The organism is Formivibrio sp. oc-25, from assembly GCF_055810895.1.
Window position 1 is genome coordinate 133,876 of record NZ_JBVVOL010000006.1, and the last position, 21,792, is coordinate 155,667.

The following is a 21,792-nucleotide window of genomic DNA, read 5'->3' on the forward strand; positions in this document are numbered from 1 at the left end:
TACTCGTATTGGTTATGCTGTTTGCAGCGAGGCTGCCGGCTGATCGTTGTTTGTATCGCTGCCGCATGCCAGTGCCAGCAGATTGGCAAAGCTCACGTCTTCATCACGCAACTCCCCCACGACCTGACCGCGGTTGAACACCAGGGCGCGGCTGCAGATGTGGGCGATTTCCTCGAAATCGGTCGAGACCACCAGCACGGCGATACCCTGATCGAGCGCGGCGTTGAGGATGTGGTAGATATCTGCGCGCGCGCCGACGTCGACACCGGCGGTGGGGTCTTCCAGAATCAGGAGCGGGCTGTGCATGTTGAGCCAGCGTGCCATCACCACTTTCTGCTGGTTGCCCCCGGATAGCGCACTGATATCCAGATTGACGTTTTTCGGGCGAACGTCGAATTCCTTCACCTTCTGGTTCGCGAGCGGAATTTCATCGCCGGCGCCATAGGCCGACAGCGGCTTGCGTCCCAGATTGCATGGGTTGAGGAACAGGTTCTCGCGTACCGACATCGACATCACCACGCTTTCGTGGATGCGATCGCCCGCCACCATGGAAATGCCGGCGCGGATGGCTTCGAGCGGCGAATTGGCCTTGAGCGGTTTGCCGTTCAGGGTGATGCGCCCTTTTTCCAGCGTGCGCAGCCCGAACAGACTGCGGCCGATTTCCTCCTGACCCGCGCCGCGCAAGCCGGCCAGCGCAAGCATTTCACCGCGGCGCAAGGTGAATGTCACCGGGCCGGTTTCGCCGATCACCACATCATCCAGCGTGAGCAGCGTTTCAGCGTTGGGCGAAACCTGCGGCCGGCGCAGATTGCGTTCGGCTTCCTGGCCGACGATGGCGCGGACCAGATCGCGCAAGGTGTAGGCCGAGGTCGGCCCGCCGGCGACCTGGTTGCCATCGCGCATTACGCAGATATCGTCGGCGATCTCGATCACCTCATCCAGACGGTGGGTGACATAGATCATGCCGACCCGCTTTTCCTTGAGCCGCTTGAGCACCGTGAACAGATGGCGCACGTCGTCGGCCGGCAGCGATGCGGTGGGCTCATCAAGCACCAGCACTTCGGCTTCGACTGCGACAGCACGGGCAATGGCCAGCAGCGATTTTTCGGTGCGCGAAAGATCGAAAACGCGTGCATCCGGGTCGAGATCAATGCCGACTTCCTGCAGTGCCCGATGTGCGCGCCGCCGTACCAGATCCCAGTTGATCAAGCCGACGCGGCGTGGAAAACCCATGACCAGCGCCATGTTTTCCGCGACCGTCATCCACTCGACCAGGCCCAGATCCTGATGGATGAAGGCAATCGGTTGCGTGGTGCGTTTTTTCAGCGCGGCGGCGGATTTGATTTCCTGGCCATGAAACAGGATGCGGCCGCCATCGCGCTTGTAAACGCCCGCCAGCACCTTGATCAGCGTGGATTTGCCGGCGCCGTTTTCACCGAGCAGCGCCAGAATCTTGCCGGGCTCGATGTCGATGCTGACATTGTTGACGACGGTATTGCTGCCGAAGCGTTTGACGATGCGATCCAGCCGCAGCAGCGCCTGGTGTGGGGTATGCGAATTCATCTGCGATTCCTTGTGATCATTGATCAAAGCGCTCTGATCCGCGCCCATACCCGCTCATCGACCGGAATACCGTTCTGACGGTTTTCTGCCAGCAATTGCGGGAATTCATGGCCGGGCATGCGGATGGGGGTTTGTGGGTCGGCGCGCTCGGCGCTCTGCACGTATTCGCGGATGCGCTCAAGCTTGGCATCGCGGCTGGGGCCGTCGATCAGGCGGTCAACCTCGATGGCGATGAACACCTGTGAGATGTTGTATTCGTCATCCATTTCCTCGGTGACCTCGGCAACCGACAGGCCGCCCGAGAGCAGCGTCGCGATCATGTCGAGCACGATCGAAAGACCCGAGCCCTTCCAGTAGCCCATCGGCAGGATGCGGCGGTTCTTCTCGATCGGCGCCGGATCGCGCGTCAGATTGCCCGCGTCGTCGAAGCCGCCGTCGACCGGCAGCATGCGTCCGGCCAGGCGGTTCACTTCGAGCATGCCGTAGGAGAACATCGACATCGACATGTCGACCATGGTGACCGGATCGCCCGGCACGGCCACGATCAGCGGGTTGGTGCCGATACGACATTCCTTGGCGCCCCACGGTGGCATCACGGCGATCGAGTTGGTCCAGCAGATGCCGATATAGCCTTTTTCCGCGGCCTGGTAACCGTAACCACCGCCGCGCATCCAGTGATTGGCGTTGCGCAGTGCCACAAGGCCAATGCCGTGCTGGTCGGCCAGTGCCATCGCGCGGTCCATCATCTGCTTCGCAGTGAGGTTGCCGATCGCGCGTCTGGCATCCCATTGCTCGATCGCGCCGAGCGAGAGCAGGCATTGCGGTTCGGCATCGGGCCGGACATGGCCGGCCTTGAGCTGCTCGATAAAACGCGGAAAACGGTTGACGCCATGCGAATACACGCCGGTTTCCGTGGTGTCGGCAAACAGGCTGGCGCAGGCTTCCGCCTTGGCCTCCATAACGCCGCAGCCAAGCAATACCCGCTTGAACTCCTGCTTCAGCTCTTCATAACCCAAACGCATTTGATGATCTCCGAATCCGGTTTCAGTCCAAAAACAGGGGCACGGTTCACGGCGAATGGAGGGCAAAGCAGGGGCGTGACACGCCGCCAATTCAAGTTTGACGGGGTGTTGGGGGTCTTCTCCATCCTCTGCTATGATCGTTCCATATGTTGGAAGCGTGTTTTAACAAATACTAGGACACCAGTTTGTGCGTGTCAATCGTCCGACATGAAAAAAACGCCGGCATGGCGCAGGGCGTGGAAGCCTTGGTAAAAAGGGTTATCCTTCCGGACTGCCAGGGTCTGGAAAATAGTCCGGCAGATTGGGCTTTGTGCGTGGCGTGCGGAGCTGAAACACACAGGTAGAGTGATGCGAAAAGAAGAAGACGATTCCTTGATGAATGACCCGCCGGGCAAGGCCGAGGTGCCGTTCGGTACGCAAAGCCTGTTGCGCGGCCTGCAGGTCATGGAAACCCTGAGCAATTTCCCCAATGGTTGCCCGCTGGCCAAACTGGTCGAGCTGTGCGGCATGAACAAAAGCACCACGCACCGCCTGTTGCAAGGCTTGCAGAGTGCTGGATACGTGACCAACGCTCCGACGCCGGGCAGCTATCGCCTGACCACCAAGTGCGTGGCGGTTGGGGAAAAGGCGCTGTCCTCGCTCAATATCATTCACGTGGCCGCGCATCATCTCGAAGCGCTGAATATCGAAACCGGCGAAACGGTGAACCTGTCGTTCCGCGAAGGCGATCACGCGATCCTGATCTACAAGCTGGAATCAACGATTGGCATGATCCGCACCCGTGCCTATATCGGTCAGCATTTGGCAATGTACTGTTCGGGTATGGGCAAGATTTTCCTGGCCTACGACCATCCGGCGAATGTGGCCCGGTACTGGCAGCAAAACAGGGACAGCATCGTGCCGCTGACGCCGAGCACGATTACCGATGAAAAGGTCATGCTCGACGAACTGGCCGAGATCCGAAAACAAGGTTACGCGCTGGATCGAGAGGAGAATGGCCTGGGCATGTGGTGTATTGCCGCGCCGATTTTCAATATCCGCCAGCAGGTGGAATATGCAGTATCGGTGGCCGTGTCGACGGCAGGGCTGAGCCAGTCCCGAAAGACCGAGCTGGTTGAGCGGGTTCGGCAGGCGGCGGAGCAGATTACCCGGGAACTGGCTGGCTAGGGTATTAGGCTCTCTGAGGAAAGCTCTTAAATAAGGAGAAACAACAATGCGCTATGTCTTGATCGGTACCGGCAACATCAGCAACACCTACATCAATGCCATCGGCAAGATTCCGGGCAGCGAGATTGTTGGCTGCGTGTCGCGCAGCGGCAAGCGGCCCAAATCCGCGCCAGAGATCGAATGCAGGGCTTCACTGGCTGAAATCGAGATCCCGTTTGATGCCGTGATCATCACCACGCCCAACGGCTTGCACGCTGACCCAGCCATTGAAGCGGCGCGGCTGGGCAAGCATGTGCTGACCGAAAAGCCGCTCGATATCACGCTGGATGCGATGGACCGGATGATCGCGGCATGCGAATCGGCTGGCGTGGTGCTCGCCACTGCCTACCAGCGCCGCACCAATCCGGACAACCTCGCGATCAAGCAGCTGGTCGATGCCGGTGCCTTCGGGCGCATCTACGCGGCAGATCTTTCCTGCAAGTTCTGGCGCGATCAGGCCTATTACGAGAGTGGCGCGTATCGCGGCAGTTGGGATGTGGATGGCGGTGGACCGTTCATGATGCAGGCTTGCCACAACATCGATTTCTACCTGTGGCTGTTTGGCATGCCTGAGCACGTGAGCAGCCATTACGGCACTTTCATGCACGCTATCGAGGTGGAAGACCATGGCGCGGCCTTGCTGAAATATGCCAATGGCATGATCGGTACCATCGTGGCTTCCACTGCGACCAAGCCCGGTTTTCCGGCGCGGCTGGAAGTGCATTGCGAAAAGGGCAGCTTTGTCACCCTCGATGATGCGATCAGCTACTGGGATATCGAAGGCGTGCCCAATCCGTCGACCCCGACGCAAACCAATCGCGGTGAAGGTACCAGCAGTGCTGCGGTGAGCGACACCTCGCGCCATGAAGACATCCTGCGTGATTTCGAGGCAGCCGTGCGCGAAGGGCGTGCGCCGCTGGTGGATGCGGCATCGGCGCGGCAGACGACGGAATTTATTCTGCGGATTTACGGTCGCTGACCAGACTGGAGTCGCGGCAGATCAGGCGCTACCGGCGGGTGCGTAAAGTACGCGCTCGAAGTTCGCGCCGCGCTCCAGAGCCTGAACCAGACGGACCCGCGTGAGCGTGGTGCCATCCCATATTTCGAGCAGGCGGCTGGGGCGGTGCCAGCCTGTGGGCAGGATCAGGCTGGGCTGTGCCTTGAGTTGTGGCATTTCAGGCAGCAGCAGAATTTCGCTGTACCGGGCTTGTCCGGCACGAACCAGATCCAGCGCGCGGCCCATTGCCGCTTGCGGTATGCCCGGCAGCAGGCGCAGACCGATGGCGAGCTGGTCGTCCCTTTCTTCCAGTGTGCGCGTGACCCCTAGCAGGTATTGACCACCAGGCGCGATGCAGACCAGATGTTGCAGGCCGACGCGGGTGCTGGCGAGCACGGGGCGCGCGAGCTGCATTTCCTGTGCCGATTCGCGCAGTAGCTGCCAGTTCTCGGCAACACCGGCTGGTGTTTCAGCTACCTGCGTGCTGGTGCTGGTGTGGCCGAACAATTGCAATGCTTCCAGCGCGCGTCGATCCAGTTGCGTGACATCCTGTGGCGGTGGTGCCAGCTGGCCATCGGCAATCAGGCGTTGCAGATTGGCCAGTTCCAGTCCGACCGGGATGTGCCGTGCTGCGGGATTGGCTGGAACGGGAACCTCGGTTGGCAGTTCGCACCAGCGCCGGTAGATATCTGTCAGCAGCGCTTCGGTCGCATGCGGCGAGAGTTCTGTCCCCAATCCCAGCTTTTGCGGCAACTCACCTTCGCGCAGCATCTTGATGCGCTTGGTCAGTACCTGGGCGAGTGCGAGTGTATCGATTTCACGCACCTCGGGGCCCTCGAGTGGCTTGCTTGCGCGCAATGCCGGCGCCGGAGTGGCCAGATCGATCTGCAGGCAGGTTTTGCCGGGTAATGCTGTGGCCTGGCGGGAGAGCGAGGTCCGTGTGGCCAGGACTTCGAGGCGGCGATCAAGCCAGAGCAGTTGCCGGCTGGTCAGCTGCCGCGTGCCACTGGCTGCCAGCAGCAGCGCATGGATCAGCATGGCCTGTGGCATGCTGGAATTCTGGATATCGATCAGGCTGTCGCGCACGGCAGTCTGGGCAAGACCGACGTCTTCGATCAGGCGGTAACGCCCAAACAGGCGCTGCCAGACTTCTGTGGGAACCGGGCGGTAGACCAGCAGATAGCCCCGGGCAACACAGCTGCCGTAGCGCAGCGTGCGCTCGGCAAGCAGGGCGTGCAGTTCGGCCAGCGGGCTGCCGTCTTCGCGCGCATCCCGCCAGCAACGGGCATAGGCGGTTTCCAGTTTTTCCCACAGTGCCTGCGCCGCTTGCCAATGACCAGTTTCCTCTGCCGACAGGGGCAAGGGTTTGCCGGTGTAGAACGCGGTCAGTCTTTCCTGCGTGGTGTGCACCGCATCGCGTAACAGTTCGAGGCTTTTGAGCAGCTCGCGGCCATCGATGCGTGCCGTATTGAGCTGGCCCAGCAGTTCATCGAGTTCGAGCCGCGATTGCTGCACATTGATCAGCGGTAGCAGGGTCAGCCATTCCTTCGCCTCGCGCGCATCGGCGACAGGCGGTTTGCCTCCGGCATTCAAGGGAAGGATGGCATCGAGGCTCATGGCGTGTGGTGGGTGTTCCGGTACAGAGAATTATAGGCTCTTAACGGGGCCACGCAGCTTGCGTGGCCCACATCCGTCAGGTGGCGATCACAACAGGATCCGCTCGATACCGCCGTTGCGGGCCTGCTGCACATATTGCTCCAGCCAGTTTTCGCCCAGTAGGTTGCGCGCCATTTCCACCACGATGTAATCGGCCTCGCTGCCGACATCATCGTTGTAGCGCGTCAATCCTTGCAGGCACGATGGACACGAAGTCAGCACCTTGACCGGCGCGCTCTCGCCCGATTCGGCACGCAGCCGGTTGGCGCCGCGTTGCAGTTCTTCCTGCTTGCGGAAACGTACCTGGGTGGCGATGTCCGGCCGGGCCACGGCAAAGGTGCCGGATTCGCCACAGCAGCGGTCGTTGAGCGCCACGGGCGCACCCATCAGCTTGTTGGCCACGTCGATGCCCTTGTACTGCTTCATCGGCGTGTGGCATGGCTCGTGGTACATGTAGCGCGTGCCGCTGATGCCGTCGAGCTTCACGCCCTTTTCCAGCAGGTATTCGTGGATGTCGAGCAGGCGGCAGCCGGGGAAGATGTCCTCGAAGCGGTATTTCACCAGCTGATCCATGCAGGTGCCGCACGAAACCACCACGGTTTTGATATCGAGGTAGTTCAGCGTATTGGCCACGCGGTGGAACAGCACGCGGTTTTCCGTGGTGATCTTCTCGCCCTTGTCCTCGAAGCCGGATGAAGTCTGCGGGTAGCCGCAGCACAGATAACCCGGCGGCAGCACCGTGGTGGCGCCGGCGTGCCAGAGCATGGCCTGCGTGGCGAGTCCGACCTGGCTGAACAGGCGCTCCGAGCCGCAGCCCGGAAAGTAGAACACCGCATCCTGGTCGTCCTGTTGCTGCGGGTTGCGGATCACCGGTACCATGTTCGGGTCATCCAGATCGAGCAAGGCGCGCGAAGTCTTGGTGGGTACCTTGGCGGGCAAGGGTTTGTTGATGAAGTGGATGACCTGCGCCTTGATGTCAGGCCGCCCCAGCGTGGCAGGCGGTTGCTTGACCACCGAGCGGGTCAGTCCGAACAGGCGACCAACGTGATAACCCAGGCGCTGGGCGCGGTAGCCGAGCCCGATCATGCCGGCACGCAGCAGCTTGATGGTGGCCGGGTCCTTGATTGTCAGGAAAGCCATGCCCAGCGCAGTGCCCGGATTGAACGGCTTCTTGCCTTCCTTCCTGAGGAAGTTGCGCATGGCCACCGAGACATCGCCAAAGTCGATCTTGACCGGGCAGGGCGTCACGCAGCGGTGGCAGACCGTGCAGTGATCAGCCACGTCGGCGAGCTCGCTGAAGTGCTTGAGCGAAATGCCGCGCCGGGTCTGCTCTTCATAGAGGAAGGCCTCGGTCAGCAGACCGGTGGCGAGAATCTTGTTGCGCGGGCTGTAGAGCAGGTTGGCGCGTGGCACATGCGTCGAGCACACCGGCTTGCACTTGCCGCAACGCAGGCAATCCTTTACCGATTCGGAAATCGCACCGATGTCGGAGGCTTCGAGGATCAGCGATTCCGATCCAAGCAGGTTGAACGACGGCGTATAGGCATTGGTCAGGTCCGAGCCCGGCAGCAGCTTGCCCTTGTTGAAGTGGCCGTTGGGGTCGACGCGCCGCTTGTAGTCCTCAAACGGGGCCAGCTCTTCGCGGCTCAGGAATTCATACTTGGTGATGCCGATGCCGTGCTCGCCCGAGATCACGCCGCCCAGGCTGCGCGCCACTTCCATGATGCGGCCCACCGCCTTGTGCGCGGTTTGCAGCATGTCGTAGTCATCCGAGTTGACCGGGATGTTGGTATGCACGTTGCCGTCGCCGGCATGCATGTGCAGTGCCACGAACACGCGGCCTTTCAGGTTCTTGCGCTGGATTTCGCCGACGGCGCGCAGGATGGGCTCGTCGGCAGTGCCGGAGAACAGATCCTGCAGATTGGCCAGCACTTCGCGTTTCCAGGAAATCCGCAGGAAGAAATCGCGCAGCGCGGTAAAGACACTGTGTGGTTCGGTGCAGGTTTTTTCCAGCGGTGCGGTCGGGAAATTGCCGAGGTAATCGGTGAGCCGCGCATCGAGGTTGTCCAGTTGCCACTGCCAGCGTGCGTGCGTGTTCGCAATCAGTTCCAGCGCGGCTTCGCGCCGGTCGCCGATCAGTTCATCGAGCAGTACCGGCTTTTCACCCGGCGTAGTTACCGGCAGGTGGCCAGCGGTGAAAAAGGCAGCCAGTCGATCCAAGAGGCGCAATTTGTTGGCAATCGACAGCTCGATGTTGATGCGTTCGATCGCATCGGAGTAGTCGCCCAGTTTCGGCAGCGGGATGACCACGTCCTCGTTGACCTTGAACGCGTTGGTATGGCGCGCGATCGCGGCAGTGTTGGAGCGGTCGGCCCAGAATTTCTTGCGTGTTTCCGGCGTGACGGCAATAAAGCCTTCGCCGCCGCGTGCGTTGGCGATGCGCACCACCTGCGAGGCGGCTTCGCCCACGGCTATTTCGTTGTCGGAGGCGATATCGGCGATCAGCACCATTTTTGGCCGGCCACGGTTCTTGGCCTTGGTCGAATAGCCGACCGCGCGCACATAGCGCCAGTCGAGGTGTTCCAGACCGGCCAGCACCGCTTGCGGCTGGCCGGCAAACAGTTGCGTGATTTCGACGATGGCCGGCGTGGCTTGCGCCACGGTACCGAAGAATTCCAGGCAGACGGTACGGGTATGCGCGGGCATGCGGTGCAGCACGAAGCGCGCCGAGGTGATCAGCCCGTCGCAGCCTTCCTTCTGGATGCCGGGCAGGCCAGCGAGGAATTTGTCGGTCACATCCTTGCCCAGACCTTCCTTGCGGAACGCGCTGCCCGGAATTTCCAGCGTTTCTTCTCCGACGCGAGTCTTGCCATCGGGCTGATAGCGGCTGATGCGGAAGGTGGCTTTTTCCACGTCGTGGATCTTGCCCAGGTTGTGGTCGAGCCGCTCGACGATCAGCCAGTTGCCATCCGGATCGACCATTTTCCAGGAAACCAGGTTGTCGAGCGCGGTACCCCACAGCACGGCCTTCTTGCCGCCGGCATTCATGGCGACGTTACCGCCGATGCACGAGGCGTCGGCCGAGGTCGGGTCGACCGCGAACACCAGTCCGGCATCCTCGGCGGCTTCCATCACGCGCCGCGTGACTACGCCGGCGCCGCAATGGATGGTGGCGACTTCATGGTTTACGCCGGGAATGCGCATCATCTCGACGCCGTTGTGGCGGTCGAGTTTTTCGGTATTGATCACGGCCGACATCGGCGTCAGCGGTACTGCGCCACCGGTGTAGCCGGTACCGCCGCCGCGCGGGATCACGGTGAGCCCGAGCTCGATGCAGGCGGCCACCAGCGGTGCCATTTCGGCTTCGCTATCCGGATTGAGCACCACAAACGGGTATTCCACGCGCCAGTCGGTGGCGTCCGTCACGTGCGAAACCCGCGCCAGGCCATCGAAACAGATATTGTCGCGTCGGGTGAGCGGGCCCATGCGCTGCAGGATCTTGCGGCGCAATTCGGCGATGTCGCGGAACTCCTGCTCGAACGCATCCACAGCCTGGCGGGCACTGGCGAGCAACTGGCCGACTTTTTCGTTGTCCTGGCGGCGTTTTTCAATTTCGCTCAGACGATGGCGCATGGCCTCGATCAGCAATTTGAGGCGCTGCGGATTTTCGAGCTGGTCGTCTTGCAGATAGGGATTGCGTTTCACGACCCAGATATCGCCCAGCACCTCGAACAGCATGCGGGCCGAGCGGCCGGTGCGGCGTTCTCGGCGCAGGGCATCGAGCGTATCCCAGGCATCGTGGCCCAGCAGCCGAATGACAATTTCGCGATCGGAAAACGAGGTGTAGTTGTAGGGAATCTCGCGCAGGCGTTCCGGCGTAGCGTTGAGTTCGGCCATTTTGATTTATCTCCAGTGACGACTGTCCCGGCATCTTGTCGGGAACCGCAAATCTTAGCCGAAAATGCACAGATTCAAGATGCAAATTGTTGGGCTGGCGTTTATCCGGTATCGCGGCTGCCGAAGAAGTGCCGGCTGGTTTTGAGCAGGTTTTGCGCGTACTCGCTCAGCCGGCGGTGGCTCGGATGCGGCTCGCTCGCGATGATGGCATCGGCGCGTGCCAGCAGCGGCGCGAATTCATCCATGTAATCGGATTCGGGCAGCAGATCGAGAATCCCTGCCCGCCACAGCTTGGCATGCACGCGATGGTTGGCCTCGCACAGCATGACCCGGATACCGCGTTTTCTGAGCTTCTTGATCACTTCTTCCAGCAATTGCAGTCCGGTGATGTCGGTAAACGGAACGCGGCGCAGGCGGATGATCAGCACGTGTGGGTCGGTATGCGTTTGCAGCAGCGCGCGCTCGAAGTTTTCCACGGCGCCAAAGAAGAATGGCCCGTCGATCTCGTAGACCAGCAAGCCTTTGGGCAGGTCGGTCATGTTCTGGTTCTGCAGTTCCAGCTTCAGATCGTGTGCGCTCAGTTGCTGGACTTCGACGCTGGTCGACATGCGACGCATGAATTGCAGGATGGCCAGGATCACACCGATATTCACGGCAATAACCAGATCGGCGAAAACTGTCAGCAGGAAGGTGATGATCAGGATCGCCACGTCCGCGCGCGGCGCGCGGCGCACCATGCCGGCGAAATGCTTCACCTCGCTCATGTTGTACGACACCACGAACAGAATTGCGGCCAGCGCGGCGAGCGGAATGTTGGAAGCCAGTGGTGCCAGGAACAGCAGCGTGGCAACCAGCGTCAGCGTGTGCGTAATGCCTGCGAGCGGGTTGGTGCCGCCGTTGCGGATATTGGTGGCGGTGCGCGCGATGGCGCCGGTGGCCGGAAAGCCACCGAACAGCGGCGTGGCAATATTGGCCAGCCCCTGGCCGATCAGTTCCTGGTTCGAATCATGCTTGGTGCCGGACATCCCGTCGGCCACCACCGCAGACAGCAGCGATTCGATCGCGCCGAGCATGGCAATGGTGAAGGCCGGGCCGATCAGCTCGATGATGCGGGCCGGTGTTACCGTCGGCAGCGAAAACTCGGGCAGCCCCAGCGGGATGCCGCCAAATGCCGTGCCGATGGTGGCGACGCCATCAAACTGAAAAATGCCTTGCAGCAGTGTCGCCACCAGCATGGCCACCAGCGGGCCCGGAATGCGGTTGAGGCCGCGGATGCGCGAGGAAAACAGCACCAGCAGCAGGCTGAAGATGGCCAGTGCCGTGGTGGTGAAATGCAATTGCGGCAGCACTTCGATCAGGTGCCAGAGCTTTTCGTGGAAGTGTTCGCCGCCCACCGCAGGCAGGCCAAAGAAATCTTTCCATTGGCCAACGAAGATCACTACGCCGATGCCGGCGGTAAAGCCGACGATCACGGGCGAGGGGATGAACTTGATCACCGCGCCCATCTTGGTCATGCCCATCACCACCAGCATCAGGCCGGCCATGATGCCGGCGACCTGCAGGCCGTCGATGCCGTATTTGGCGGTTACGCCGGCCAGGATCGCGATAAAGGCGCCGGTTGGTCCGGCGATCTGCACCCGGCTGCCGCCGAGCAGGGAAACCATCAGCCCGCCGATGATCGCCGTATACAGACCCTGCTCAGGGCGTACGCCGGAAGCAATCGCAAAGGCCATGGCCAGCGGCAGTGCCACCACGCCGACAATGATCCCGGCGATGATGTTGGGCATCCATGTCCCTCGCCCGAACAAGCCGGCACGCTTGGCTTCCAGAATCGAAATCATCTATCAGTTCCCGCTAACGCTTACATGAGTAAGGGTAGTACAGGCTGCGTGCAAATAAGGTGAGTCAGCGGTGATGGAAACGTTTGGTTACAGCACGACCAGATTGCGGCCGCTGCGTTTGGCCTGGTAGAGCTTTTCATCCGCACGCTGAATGACGTGCGCGAGATCGTGATCGGCAAAGTGTTCGGCGATGCCCACGCTGATGGTCACGGTTTGCTCAGGCATGATGCGATCCCAGCTCCAGCCCGCCACCAGCCGGCGCAAGCGTTCAGCCACTTCAGCGGCTTGCGCCGCAGTGCGGTTCTGCAGTAGGACGGCGAACTCCTCACCACCCCAGCGCGATACCAGATCGCCCTGGCGGCAGCCGGATTTCAGCAGTGCGGCAACCTGGCGCAACACCTTGTCTCCGGTTTCATGTCCCCATGTGTCATTGATCGGTTTGAAATGGTCGATATCGATCATCAGTGCGGTAACGGGATCATGTTGCTGGTACAGCAGCGCTTCGGCACTTTGCTCCAGTCCGCGCCGGTTCAGTAGGCCCGTGAGCGCATCTTCACCGGCCATGCGCTCGATGCGATAACGCTCCTGCCGTTCGGTGGCATGCTTGCGGCGCAGGCGGGCGTTTTCCATGCGCGCCTTTTCGACCTCCAGCTGCATTTCCATGGCCTGCAACTTGTGCGGGGATACCTTGCGCTGGATATCCTGCTGCAACAGGTGGTAACGCTTGTAATGGGCAAGGGCTTCTTGCCATTCCTGGCGCAGCTCGTGGATTTCGGCCAGTGCCAGTTCGATCTGGAACATCAGATGCTGGGTGCCCATGCTGCTGGCTGCATCCAGCGCCTCTTCCAGCAGTTGCTGGGCCGCGGCCAGATCGTTGCGCAGCATGGCAAGTCGCCCCAGCGTGAGCAGATTGGTAGCCAGCCCGAGTGCATTCTGATGAGACTGGTTCAATTGACGTGCTGTCTGCAGTGCCTTTTCGGCCCCATCCAGATCGCCGCGCGCATGTTGGATCAGGCCCAGAATGCCCTGGATTTCGGCGGATTGCTGTGCGGGGGTCTCGCGCACTTGCGCCAGGACGTTCAGCGCTTCGGCGTGACACTGCATTTCGTACAGGTCCACGGCGATATTGAGGCAAGCGGCATCGTACAACGTCGGATCATTGCCTTCGCGCCAGCTTTTCTGTGCCCAGCGGTGATGGGCCAAGGCCGTACCGGCATCGCCATGGGCAAGGTAGATCTGTCCCAGGCCAATCAGTGCACGCAACCAGAGCTCATGGGCCTGGGCGTTGGTCGCGGCGTCCAGGCAGCGCGACCAGTATTGCAAGGCCATGTCGTAATCGCCGACCGTGTAATGTCCGCGAGCAATTTCCTGCAGGCAATCGGCGATCTGCAGTGCATGCTGTTCCTCTTCGGCCAGTGCCAGTACGTGGGAGAAAAGTGCAATGGCTTCCTTGAAGGCGCCATGCAGTACATGGGCGCGCCCCTGATTGATCAGGCCCTCGCGGTAACCGGCTGTATAGCCGATGGCCAGTGCTTGCGTGCAGGCCTGCTGGGCGCAAGCCATGACCTGCCCATTTTTCAGGCGGTAGAGTCGATGGGCTTGCTGGTTGAGGTGGTCGATATCGGCGGGCGAGGTCATCCCGCTAGTTTACAGTGTGCGACAGTATAAATAACAGCCGTGTTTGATCATTGCGTGCTGTCCAGACTTGCGTGGATGCCATCGCGCAGGTGTTGGTAGGCAAGTTGATGCTGGGCTGCAGCCTCGTTCTGCCCGGTAGCACTGCAAAGCATGGCCAGTGCCTGTTCTGTCTGTGCCAGCAGATATTGTGACCCGCAGTTGCTGGCCAGAGCATGGGCGGTGTTGAGAAAATCGAAGGCGCCATCGATTTCCTGGCGCTGCAGATCACAAAAGCCCAGCAGGCGCAGATTGCTGATTTCGGCAAACGCTCTGTCATGCAGGCGGTTGAGTTTGAGTGCCAGCATCAGGTTGGCATGGGCTTTTTCGATTTCGCCATTCAGATAATGAATTTCGCCAATCAGTCCATAGACAGTGGCTTCCTGCGGATAGTGTTTTGCCGCCTTGATTTGCACCAGTGCTTCTTTCAGCAACAACAATGCGGGTTCGCACTGGCCCATTTTGATCCAGTCGCCCGCCATGCGCAGCTGTGCCTCGCTGAACAGCAAGGGATCATCGGATTCCAGGGCCAGTTCCTGTGCACGGTTGTGGTAATCCAGTGCAGCTTGATGATGCCCCTGGATGAACTCGAGACAACCCAATCCAAGACAGGCGCGCGCGAGCAGGTGCTGGTCGATGATGGGTGGTGCCATTTCAAGGCAATCCAGCCAGCATTGCCGGGCATCCCGATAGCGGCTTTGCCGGTAGTAGATACGCCCGCGTAACTGCACGGCTTCGCCCTGATGCACGTCGATCGCATGAACGCTTGCCATGTCGCCGACTTGCTGCAGCAAGAGCAGGGCGGCGTCGTGGCGACCCAGCATGGTCAGGATGCGTGCATGCAGATTCAATGCTGCAGCTTCGTTTCTGTGATCCGCCTCTGCCGCTGCGTGTACTCGCGCCTGCCCCACCAGCACAATGGCCTCGGCGCAGCGGGATTTGAGCAGCTCACGTGCACGCGTGAGTATTTGCAGGGTTGATTCGGACACAATGGGCCCCGGATTGGGTATGTGACGTTTCAGCATATCATTCTGTTGCAGAAGCGCCAGTCTGCTCCTGAAGGGGCGATAAAGTTTTGGCAAACAATGACAAAGCTGCTAAAAAACGCCTAAGCTTGAAGGCGGTTACTTTTTTAGGCACATGGTTTTTCTGTGCCAGAACGATTTCTGGACGAGGACTGGTATTGCACTCACTCAGCGAGCGTGGCTGGCGGGCCGCGCTCTATAACCATCCGATTCTGCTGATTTCCGGTTTGTTCCTGACGGGATTGCTGCTGGTGGTGCTCGGCAACAATTATGCCGAGGACCGCGAAGCGCGCAATTCTGCTGCATTTACCGAGAGATTGATGCAGACCTTTGTTGAACAGCAGCAAAGGGAGCTGGAAAAGCTGGTGCGTGACTATGCCGTGTGGGACGACTTTTTCAACCATGCCCATGGCGACAGTTTCGATCAGGAATGGCTGGACCGGAATGTAACGGATTCGCTCTACCGCAATTTCTCCGTGGTCGATGCTTTGGTTGTGGCTGCGGATCAGCGCGTCGTGCATGCTCTCAACCGGGGCGAGTCGGTCACGCTGGCTACGCTGGCTGAATGGAACCACGAATTTGCCGAGATATGGCGCCGTCAGCTCAGGCTGCGCCCTGCCACCACTTCCTTTTCCGGCATGATTCGCACCTCCTCCGGCGTGCAGTTGCTGGTGGCTGAACGCATCCGCCTGGAAAGTACGCCGGATTTGCCGAGTCAGAGGCATGCCTGGCTGGTTTTTGCCCGTCATCTTGATCCGGTCTGGTTTGAAGATACGGCGCGCATGTTGTCGATTGCCGATGTGAAAGTGCGGACGTCATCCCCCGCAAAAGGTACGCCACACTATACCCTGCTCGGTTTGGACAAGGCCCCAGTCGGCTGGTTGTCATGGCAGGTCAAACGTGTCAATGCCGGAGGGGCGAGGTTATATCCGCTGCTGGGCGGGTTGACGGCAATGTTCCTGTTCGTCGTGCTGCTGGCGCGATCGGCGCTGCAGATGCATAAGTGGCAATTGCAGGTACACGCACGCCTGCTGCAGCAGTCCGAAACCTTGCGCCATCTTTCGCATTTGCCCTATGCCGGTGAGGATGAGGCGGCTTACCTGAATGAGCTGGCTGCTGCGGTACGCAAGTGCCTGGCAGTGGGTCGGGTCTCGATCTGGCGCAATGATGCGGCCAAGGGTTATTTCCGCTGCGTTGCGGCCAATGGCGAAGCCCCCGTGCCGGATATGTCGCTGCAGGCATGGGAGCATGCCGAATACTTCCGCCTGCTGGGTGAGCGCCGCACCCTGATCGTGAATGACGTCGAAAAATCAACACTGCCAGCACTGCATGATTTCTGGAATTCACGTGGCGTGGTCGCGGTACTGGATGCGTCCGTGATGGTGCGCGGGCGCCTGAGCGGTTTGTTGTGCATTGAAGTTTTCGATCGTCCGGTGGCCTGGGAGGCGGATCAGATCAGTTTTGCCGAATCCGCGGCCGACCTGATTGCACTGGCATTTGTATCGGCCGAGCGGCGCCGCACTGAAGCGGCACTACATCGCCAGCAGTTTTATGACGTATTGACCGGGTTGCCCAATCAAGTGCGCTTGTCGCAATTGCTGTCGCAGATGTTGCAGGTTACCGATAGTCGACTGGTCTATTCGCTCTGGAGCGTGGGTGGGTTGCGGCATGTCAACGAGGATATGGGGCGTGCCGGTGGAGATCAGGTACTGCAGGAAATTGCGCGCCGGTTCGAACAGGTTCCGGGCGAAACGATTGTTGCCCGTTTGGGCAGCAACCGTTTTGTGCTGGTGCTGCGCAACGTGGCCGCCCCCGATGTTTCGCATGAGCTTGAACATATCTACTACCGTTTGCGCTTGCCGTTTGTGATCGATGGGCAGCAGATCACGCCGCAACTCTCCTGTGGCGTGAGTCTGGCACCGCAAGATGCCCTGACTGCCGAAGAATTGTTGCGCCATGCCGAGTTCGCCCTCGAATCGGCACGCTCGCGTAATGATTCTCCGATCGAATTTTATGCGGCCGAGCCCAATGCCGTGGCACGCGAACACTACCAGCTGGCTGGCGCGATGCCTGCGGCCTTGCTGCGCGGCGAGTTCGAACTGCATTTCCAGCCGTTTGTTGATTTGAACACCCGCCATATCCTTGGCGCGGAAACCCTGTTGCGCTGGCATCATCCGGAAAAGGGCATGGTTTCGCCCCTGCAGTTCATTCCGATTGCCGAGGAGACCGGTCAAATCCATGCACTGGGCCGTTTCGTGCTGCAAGGCGCCTGCCAATCCTTGCGTGCGTGGATGGACAGGGTTGGTCGGCCCTTGCTGATCGCAGTCAATGTTTCAGCCTTGCAGCTCAGGGATCCGGATTTCCCCGCATTTGTCGAACAGACCTTGCGCGCGCATGCGCTTGAACCGCAATCGCTGGAGCTGGAAATTACCGAAAGCTTGTCGATCGAGCTGTTCGAACAGGCACCGGAAGCCTTGGAGCGTTTGCGCGCCATGGGTGTGCGCCTGTCTATTGACGATTTTGGGACGGGCTATTCGTCGCTTTCCTATCTGCGCAATATGGCGGTACACAAGCTCAAGATCGATCGCAGCTTTATCGAACATGTGCCGGATGATCGCCTTGATGCGGACTTGGCCCGCATGATCATCAGTCTCGGACAAATCCTGAACATGACCGTGGTGGGCGAAGGCATCGAAACCGAGGCCCAGCTGCAATTCCTGCTGGAGCAGGGTTGCCAGATCGGGCAAGGGTATCTGTTCAGCCGCCCGCTCAGCGCCGCCACGTTCGAAGCTTTGTTGCTCAATGCGTTGGAGCTGTCTGAAAACAGCTGAACCGCTTTTCGGCGGCAACAAGAAACCAGCGGCCATGGTGGCCCGCTGGTTTTTTTATGCCCATGCAATCCGGCAATCAGAGTTTGCCGGCGCCAGCATTGGCTTTGACATAGGCCGGGACATCGCCCGCGGGCACGACCTTGGCGCCGTAGCCTGCCGGCTTCCAGCCCAGATCGGGAGAAAGCTGCTTCTTTGGATCAAGGGCGTTGATGGCCTTCAGAATGTCGGCTGGCTGGCCATTGACCATCGAGCCCCGATCCAGGAATTTCGTACCGCCCTGAATGGACCCGGCGATTTCCGCACCGCCATGCTTGATCTCGAAATAGTTGTTTTCCGAGAGGATGGCTGATTCCTTGCCGATGCCAAATGCGCCGCGCCAGATATTGCCCGGGTTTTTTGCGCTGATCGCATTCAGATGATTGTCGCGGGCATTGGCTTTGGTACTGTCCAGGCCGGCGGCATTGCCGATGTAGTGGTTGTTGTAGGCATGGACCTTGCCGAATCGGACGCGCGGCATGCGTTGACCGGTGTTTTCATACAGGTTGTGGCGGAAGGTAACGTTAAGTTTGCCGCCGTCGATCTTGTCCAGGCTATCCGATCCACCGATCAGCGAGCTTTTGTCATGGTCACGGAAAATGTTGTTCGAAACCGTGACGAAATCAGCGCCGAGCGTGATATCGAGCATGCCGTCATGGTGCTGGATCTTCTGGGTGATTTCATTGTGCGGGAACGGATAGTTTGGCGGGAACAGCTTGTCGCTGCGCTCGCCATCCGAGAAGGTGCAATGGTCGATCCAGACGCGCTGGGCGCCAGCAATCCAGATATTGTCGTATTCCGAATTCCAGCGCCCGCCCGGACATTTTTGTGGGCCGGTGCTGGCATCAACATAATCCTCCTGGCAACCCGGATAGGATTTGTCGATCTTCCAGCTATCACCCGGGTCCCAGGCCGGGAAGTAATCGAAAGCATCCTCAAGCGCGATATTGCGGATGATCACGTTTTCCACTGGCTTGACCGAGGTATCCTGCGCCCCCTTTTTGTTGCCGATCAGCAAGGTACCCTTGATGATTTTGGCATCCTTGCCCAAGCCGATCAGGGTCGTGTTGGAAGGGATCTGGATACGCACGACTGCATCTTGCCGTTTGGCGGAAGCCTCGCGTGCTTCTTCCTGCGGGCCGGTCAGGTCACGCACCGGGCGCTTGGTCTTCGGATCAAGCTTTACATTCCACACCGCAGGGGCATAGGCCTTCACGTATTCGTCGAAGTGGTACGGTGCAACGGCGAAATCCTGTTCTAGCAGTTCGCGCCCCGCCTCATCCGTGCTCAGGTTGATGGTGCCCTGCACCTTGATGATCTTGGGCTGATCGCCGGCTTGGGCCAGCGCATCGACCAACTGCTTGCGCGTGGACACCACAAAGATGTTTTCCGGTTTCGCGGCCGCGCCGCCGGTTACGCCGCCGCCCACAGCGGCCCAGCCATCGTTGGCGGGCAGAACTTCCCGGGAGCGATCGACTGGCATCATCGTGGTACATGCCGACAGCAGGCCAGCTGCAAGCAGCGCAATGCAAATTTGGCGTTTCTTCATCCTCTTGTTTCCTCTTTGTTGAAATTGTTACCGGGAACATTGGTGGGGATGGTAGCAGATCGGCAAAATCAAAAGGCCAAAAAACAAAAGCCGGCGCGATGGCCGGCTTGGTTCGTAGCAGGAATGCGACGGTTATTCTTCGTCCATCACCGCAGTGGTGTAGACATCCTGCACATCGTCCAGGCTTTCCAGCGCATCGATCAGTTTTTGCATCTTGGCGACATCGTCGCCGGTCAGCTCGGTTTCATTTTCGGCGCGCATGGTGACTTCGCCCATTTCGGCCTTGAAACCGGCTGCTTCCAGCGCTTCCTTGATGGTGATGAATTCGTAGGGCGGGGTGATCACTTCGATCGAGCCGTCATCGTTGCTGACCACATCCTCGGCGCCGGCTTCGAGTGCGACTTCCATCACGGCATCCTCAGAAGTGCCCGGTGCGAACAGCAGGCTGCCGCAGTGCTTGAACTGGAACGACACGCAACCGTCGGTGCCCATGTTGCCGCCGTACTTGCTGAACGCGTGACGTACGTCGGCCACGGTGCGGGTCTTGTTGTCGGTCAGGCAATCCACCATCACGGCCGCGCCGCCGATGCCGTAGCCTTCATAACGACATTCTTCGTAGTTGGCACCTTCCAGGTTGCCCGCACCGCGGTCGGTCGCGCGCTGGATGGTGTCCTTGGTCATGTTGGCGTCGAGCGCCTTGTCCACGGCCAGTCGCAGACGCGGGTTGGTGGTGAGATCGCCACCACCCATGCGCGCGGCCACGGTGATTTCCTTGATCAGACGGGTGAAGATCTTGCCGCGCTTGGCATCAGCCGCAGCTTTCTTGTGCTTGATGTTTGCCCACTTGGAATGGCCAGCCATGATGGATCCTGAAGCTTAGAAACGAATGAAGCCGCGGATTTTATCACACGCCGCTCGACAAAATGCGGGATTGCGTGTACGCGGCACTGGGGCGCGATCATGGCTTTGAAGCGGAGCCATGAACAGGTGCTAACAGGTTTTCATGGCAGTTCCGGCGCAATCTCATCGGCATAGTCATACAGTGCCCCCAGAATTTCCTCGGCGCGTTCGTCTGCTGTTTCCGAAAGCGCATCAATCGCATTGAAAAAATCAGTCAGCGTGCGTGCGCCATCCTTGCCCTCGTGCAGGCGTTCGGCACAGTGCGCGTGCCAGCGCATCCTCGTCTCTTCATCCAGTTGCTGTGGATGGTTGCGGGCGAGGTAGCGGAAAAACAGTTCATCGAGCCGGCTGTCTTCAAAGCTTGGATGTACCTGGGCCAAGGCGTGCGGGGCGAGGGTGCGCAGGCGGTTCAGCAGGCGTCGGTCATCGTTGCCGATAAAGCCACCGTAGAGGTCACCATCGACATCCGCGCGACCTTCAGCGGCCGGGCGTTGGAATACCTCGATCCACAGGCTGGTCAGATCGGGGGCCTGCGCAGCGGTTTCTGCATGGCGCAGGCCTTGGGCGATATCGATTCCCCATTTTTCCGCCATGGCGGGCGAGAGCGTTTTCAGGTTGCCGATCACGATCGGGGATTTGTTGAGGTGAATGGTCTTGATCGGCAGGCGGCTGATGCCTTCGGGCAGGTCTTCGCGCTTGCTGAACATGCGTAGACGCACGCTGGCGGCATCGAGCGCAAACAACTCGGAAGGATCATGCGCCAGATCCCACACAATCAGTTCATTGCGATTGGTCGGATGGAACCCCAGTGGCCAGACCAGGCCGAGGCAGCCGCGTTCCGGTGCATACATGCCGGAAATATGCAGGAACGGTTTCTTTTGCGGCAGGCCGATTTCGGCCTGCACGGCATCCTTCTTGCGCAGTTTCAGGCAGAAATCGAACAGGCGTGGCTGTTTGGCGCGGATCAGGCGCGCCAACGCGATCGTCGCGCGTACATCCGAGAGCGCGTCGTGCGCGGTATCGTGCACCAGCCCGTTGGCGGCAGAGAGATGTTCAAGCCGGAACGAGGGCTTGCCTTCGCCATTGCTCGGCCAGACGATGCCTTCCGGGCGCAGCGCATAGGTGCAGCGCACCACATCGAGCAGATCCCAGCGCCCGCATTCGTTTTGCCATTCGCGTGCATACGGGTCGATCAGGTTGCGCCAGAACAGATAGCGTGTGAATTCATCATCGAAGCGGATCGTGTTGTAACCCACACCAACGGTACCGGGCGTGGCGAATTCATGTTCGATGGCGGCGGCGAATTCGTGCTCGGGCAGGCCATTTTCCCGGCACTGCTGCGGAGTGATGCCGGTGATCAGGCAAGATTGCGGATCGGGCAGGTAGTCCGGTGCGGGCTGGCAGTAGCGCATCAGCGGATCGCCAATTTCATGCAGTTCGGCGTCGGTGCGGATACCGGCAAACTGGGCTGGCCGGTCACGGCGTGGATCGGTGCCGAAGGTTTCGTAGTCGTGCCAGAAAAAAGTGAGATCGGTCATGGGTGGCATCTATTGAGCGCAATGCCGGAATTGTACGGTTTTTCACGGTGCTCAAAA

General features: G+C 59.9%; 13 protein-coding genes. 3 read left to right on the top strand and 10 right to left on the bottom strand.

What is annotated here, in order from left to right:
• Window positions 1-12 precede the first annotated feature (12 nt).
• Both AC0KVQ_RS06020 and yiaK read right to left on the bottom strand, forming a co-directional pair.
• Window positions 13-1,563: a sugar ABC transporter ATP-binding protein gene (locus AC0KVQ_RS06020; protein WP_473420240.1), complete on the bottom strand. Its 1,551-nt coding sequence runs from the start codon at window positions 1,561-1,563 to the stop codon at window positions 13-15.
• A gap of 23 nt (window positions 1,564-1,586) precedes the next feature.
• Window positions 1,587-2,585 (bottom strand): 3-dehydro-L-gulonate 2-dehydrogenase, encoded by a 999-nt coding sequence (gene yiaK / locus AC0KVQ_RS06025; protein ID WP_473420241.1) that lies wholly within the window; start codon window positions 2,583-2,585, stop codon window positions 1,587-1,589.
• A 348-nt stretch (window positions 2,586-2,933) separates the two neighbouring features.
• On the opposite strand from yiaK, the gene AC0KVQ_RS06030 reads away from it, so the two are divergent.
• Both AC0KVQ_RS06030 and AC0KVQ_RS06035 read left to right on the top strand, forming a co-directional pair.
• Entirely contained in the window at window positions 2,934-3,752 is an 819-nt protein-coding gene (locus tag AC0KVQ_RS06030) for an IclR family transcriptional regulator (protein WP_473420242.1), read from the top strand.
• A gap of 46 nt (window positions 3,753-3,798) precedes the next feature.
• The gene (locus AC0KVQ_RS06035; RefSeq protein ID WP_473420243.1) at window positions 3,799-4,770 is read left to right on the top strand and encodes a Gfo/Idh/MocA family protein; all 972 of its coding nucleotides are present in this window, start codon (window positions 3,799-3,801) and stop codon (window positions 4,768-4,770) included.
• 21 nt (window positions 4,771-4,791) lie between these two features.
• On the opposite strand, the gene AC0KVQ_RS06040 is transcribed toward AC0KVQ_RS06035, so the two are convergent.
• From AC0KVQ_RS06040 to AC0KVQ_RS06060, 5 genes are all read right to left on the bottom strand, one after another.
• Window positions 4,792-6,405 (bottom strand): hypothetical protein, encoded by a 1,614-nt coding sequence (locus AC0KVQ_RS06040; protein ID WP_473420244.1) that lies wholly within the window; start codon window positions 6,403-6,405, stop codon window positions 4,792-4,794.
• Window positions 6,406-6,492: 87 nt separating this feature from the next.
• Entirely contained in the window at window positions 6,493-10,341 is a 3,849-nt protein-coding gene (locus AC0KVQ_RS06045) for a DUF3683 domain-containing protein (protein WP_473420245.1), read from the bottom strand.
• 101 nt (window positions 10,342-10,442) lie between these two features.
• Window positions 10,443-12,182: a SulP family inorganic anion transporter gene (locus AC0KVQ_RS06050; protein ID WP_473420246.1), complete on the bottom strand. Its 1,740-nt coding sequence runs from the start codon at window positions 12,180-12,182 to the stop codon at window positions 10,443-10,445.
• Between the two features lie 87 nt (window positions 12,183-12,269).
• Window positions 12,270-13,820: a GGDEF domain-containing protein gene (locus AC0KVQ_RS06055; RefSeq protein ID WP_473420247.1), complete on the bottom strand. Its 1,551-nt coding sequence runs from the start codon at window positions 13,818-13,820 to the stop codon at window positions 12,270-12,272.
• A gap of 47 nt (window positions 13,821-13,867) precedes the next feature.
• Entirely contained in the window at window positions 13,868-14,881 is a 1,014-nt protein-coding gene (locus AC0KVQ_RS06060) for a tetratricopeptide repeat protein (RefSeq protein WP_473420248.1), read from the bottom strand.
• 158 nt (window positions 14,882-15,039) lie between these two features.
• Between AC0KVQ_RS06060 and AC0KVQ_RS06065 the strand changes: the two genes are divergently transcribed.
• Window positions 15,040-17,712, top strand: coding sequence for a bifunctional diguanylate cyclase/phosphodiesterase (locus AC0KVQ_RS06065; protein WP_473420249.1), 2,673 nt, complete (start codon window positions 15,040-15,042; stop codon window positions 17,710-17,712).
• 76 nt (window positions 17,713-17,788) lie between these two features.
• Here the strand turns inward: AC0KVQ_RS06065 and AC0KVQ_RS06070 are convergent, their stop codons facing one another.
• The 3 genes from AC0KVQ_RS06070 to sbcB form a co-directional block, all read right to left on the bottom strand.
• On the bottom strand, window positions 17,789-19,297 hold the full coding sequence (locus AC0KVQ_RS06070) for a pectate lyase family protein (RefSeq protein WP_473420250.1): 1,509 nt from the start codon (window positions 19,295-19,297) through the stop codon (window positions 17,789-17,791).
• 132 nt (window positions 19,298-19,429) lie between these two features.
• A complete protein-coding gene (locus tag AC0KVQ_RS06075; RefSeq protein WP_473420251.1) occupies window positions 19,430-20,158 on the bottom strand; it encodes a YebC/PmpR family DNA-binding transcriptional regulator in 729 nt (242 codons plus the stop codon).
• A gap of 140 nt (window positions 20,159-20,298) precedes the next feature.
• On the bottom strand, window positions 20,299-21,735 hold the full coding sequence (gene sbcB / locus AC0KVQ_RS06080; protein ID WP_473420252.1) for an exodeoxyribonuclease I: 1,437 nt from the start codon (window positions 21,733-21,735) through the stop codon (window positions 20,299-20,301).
• Between the last annotated feature and the right edge of the window lie 57 nt (window positions 21,736-21,792).